The organism is Azotobacter armeniacus, assembly GCF_054779355.1.
The window spans coordinates 23906-27015 of sequence record NZ_BAAGYK010000108.1 but is presented as its reverse complement, the minus strand read 5'-3'; the positions used below and the strand labels follow the sequence as shown (position 1 = coordinate 27015).

The 3110-nt window shown below is 62.1% G+C and carries 2 protein-coding genes; both read left to right on the top strand.

Going from position 1 to position 3110, the window contains the following annotated elements:
• Window positions 1-957: 957 nt before the first annotated feature.
• The gene (locus tag ACYVD0_RS14690) at window positions 958-2574 is read left to right on the top strand and encodes a glycosyl hydrolase family 28-related protein (RefSeq protein ID WP_460427491.1); all 1617 of its coding nucleotides are present in this window, start codon (window positions 958-960) and stop codon (window positions 2572-2574) included.
• Window positions 2575-2744: 170 nt separating this feature from the next.
• On the top strand, window positions 2745-3110 hold a 366-nt coding region (locus ACYVD0_RS14685), incomplete at its 3' end, for a helix-turn-helix domain-containing protein (protein WP_460427490.1).

Below are 3110 nucleotides of genomic sequence, written 5' to 3'. Positions count from 1 at the left end.
CATGGCCAGGCGTCGCATCTGGTCCTGAGTTTCTCGAGAGAGCTTTCGGGCATCGATCTTTTTCATGTCCCTTTATATCGTGAATTTGATTGCCGCGTTAATAAAAACAGGGAGCGCTGTCGCGGCTGATTCCAGAATGCGAATTTTGCGGAAACGGAAATCTAGCGGGGCATGCGGTGTCCATTCTGGTATGCCCAGACTTTCCGCCTACCCCCTCCCTGTTAACTCGGTTAACGCCTTCCGTTAACGGGGAAAAACTCTGCGCGAGGGACCAGACGCGAGCAGGATCAGGCCGGGCCATCGGCTACCTGGAAGCTGGCGCCTGCTGCGCGGCCTTCAGGGGCTTGACGTGGGGATTACATGAGGCTGTTTTTGCAAACGGGCCTTGGGGTGATCTTGCGACCCTCCAAGGGCTTGACGCGGCCTTTCATGGGGTTAATTTCGCAAATCGGCCTTGCCGTGATCTTGCCGCACACCAAGGCTTGACGCTGGCCTTCCATGGAGTTTGTTTTCGCAAACGGCCAGAATGCCCACTTTCGGGCGCTACCACGGCAGCGCAACAGCCTGTGTCGTGGCCAAGCCCCAGCACTCCGGGTGGTCATTCATGGGGGTGTTTCGCAGATCGGCCAGCAGGCTTATCAGTCTGCACAATAGGTCGGATATAAGACTGCTTCTACCTACACGCCAGCATGATTACCCATTGAGCTCCGGGAGGCGTCCATATAAGAACCTAGGCGCTTTCCGACAGTCGGAAGAAAGCGGCAGAGGATCGGCCGTTTCTCCGAAGTGCTTTCCATGCCCATTCCAGGAAGCGTTCGGATGTGCACTTGAAGTGCAGAGTTCAAATAATCGCGCCGTTAGGAGGGCCGGAATGGCTTGTTCGGGCAGTTAGCTTTTTCCGCCCCCACTCCCTCAAATTGCGTCCAAATACGCACTCTGAATATGGAAGCGAAGTACATGGAATTCAACGTCAAGGATTTTGGAGCAAAAGGTGACGGCGTCACCGACGACCGGGCTGCCATCCAGGCGGCGATAGACGCTGCTCACGCAGCTGGCGGTGGCACCATCTACCTGCCGTCTGGTGAGTATCGGGTCAGCGGCGGCGAGCAGGGAGTGGATGGCGCCCTGATGATGAAGAGCAATGTCTACCTGGCGGGCGCCGGCATGGGCGAAACCGTCGTCAAGCTGCTCGATGGCTGGAACGGGGATGTCAACGGCATGATCCGCTCGTCCGGGACCGAGGAGACGCACGACTTCGGCGTCCGCGACCTGACCCTCGACGGCAACCGCGACAACAACCCCGAGGGCACGGTCTTCGGCTTCTATAGCGGCTACAAGTTCGGCGACGGCGCTGACCGCAATGTCACCATCGAGCGGGTGGAGGCCCGCGAGATGTCCGGCTACGGTTTCGACCCGCACGGGCGGACCGCCAACCTGGCAATCCGCGACAGCGTGGCCCACGGCAACGGCTTCGTCGGTTTCGTCGCCGACCACCAGATCGACGGCGTGTTCGAGAACAACGTCGCCTACAACAACGACCTCCACGGTTTCAACGTGGTCACCAGCACCCACGACTTCACCCTGACCGGCAACGTCGCCTATGGCAACGGTGGTGCCGGCCTGGTGGTGCAGCGCGGTTCGTACGACGTGCCCCATGCCTACAACATCCTGATCGACGGCGGCTCCTACTACGACAACGCTCTGGAAGGCGTGCTGATCAAGCTGAGCCACGAGGTCACCCTGCAGAACGCCCACATCTACGACAACGGCACGGCCGGCGTACGCATCGCCGGCGCGCAGGACGTGCAGCTCCTGAACAACCGGATCCACGACAACGTGCAGAACGGCAAATACCCGGAAGTCCTCCTGCAGGCCTTCGACGATGCCGGCGTCACGGGCGAGCTGTACGAGACCCTGAACACCCGGATCGAGGGCAACGTCATCACCGCCTCGGACGGCGCCACCTATGTTGTGCAGGAGCGAAACGACGGCAGCGACTACACCACGCTTCGGGACAACAGCATCAGCGGCGGGCAGATCGCCTCAGTGCAGCTCTCCGGCGCCCACTCGTCCAGCGGGCCCCTCCGCGGCACGGACGGCAACGACACGCTGGTCGGCAGCGACGCCGACGAGCAGCTCCTCGGCGGTGCCGGCGACGATGTCCTCGACGGCGGCGCCGGTCGCGACCGGCTGACCGGCGGCGAGGGCGCCGACACCTTCCGCTTCTCCGCGCGCGAGGACAGCTACCGCGCCAGCAGTACCAGCTTCAACGACCTGATCCTCGACTTCGATGCCAGCCAGGACCAGATCGATCTCTCCGCCCTGGGCTTCTCCGGTCTGGGCGACGGCTACAACGGCACCCTGGCCGTGCGGGTGAACAGCGCCGGCACACGAACCTATCTGAAGAGTTTCGAGGCGAATGCCGAAAGCGAACGCTTCGAGATCGCCCTGGACGGCAACCACGGTGGGCTGAGCGAGGCCAACTTCATCTTCGACGAGAGCACCTTGCAGGATGGTAGCGCCACGGGGCTCAAGGTGATCGGCAGCAACCCGCAGACTGACCAGATCGCCTGACGCGACCCTGTCATCCCTTGGGAGCGGCTTCGGCTGCGATGGCTGCAGACACAGGCCCCTCCCAAGGACATGCTGTTAGAAGAAGGCCAGTCACTTCAAGGGACCAAACACCTAGTGCAGTTTCATGACTGTACTTGTGGGAAAGACGGCATCGGGCGATGCTATGCCCCATGAAAGCACCTCTATTCGTTCGCCCTTTGACTACCGAGGAACGGCAGGCCCTGCAGGCTGGCCTGCGTGCCCGAGAAGCCTTCACGCTGCAGCGCTGCCAGATCCTGCTGGCCAGCGCCGACGGCAAGACCGCCACGGAAATCGCCGCCCTGTTCGGCTGCGCCACGCAAACCGTACGCAACACCCTGCGGGCCTTTGCCGCCGAGGGAGTGTCTTGCCTGACGGAGAAGTCGCATCGGCCCAAGCGTGTTCGTCCCCTGCTTGCGGGGACGCAGGCCGAACGCTTGCGCGCCTTGCTGCACCGCAGCCCTCGCGACTTCGGCAAACCGACCAGCCTGTGGAGTTTGAGCCTGGCCGCCGAGGTA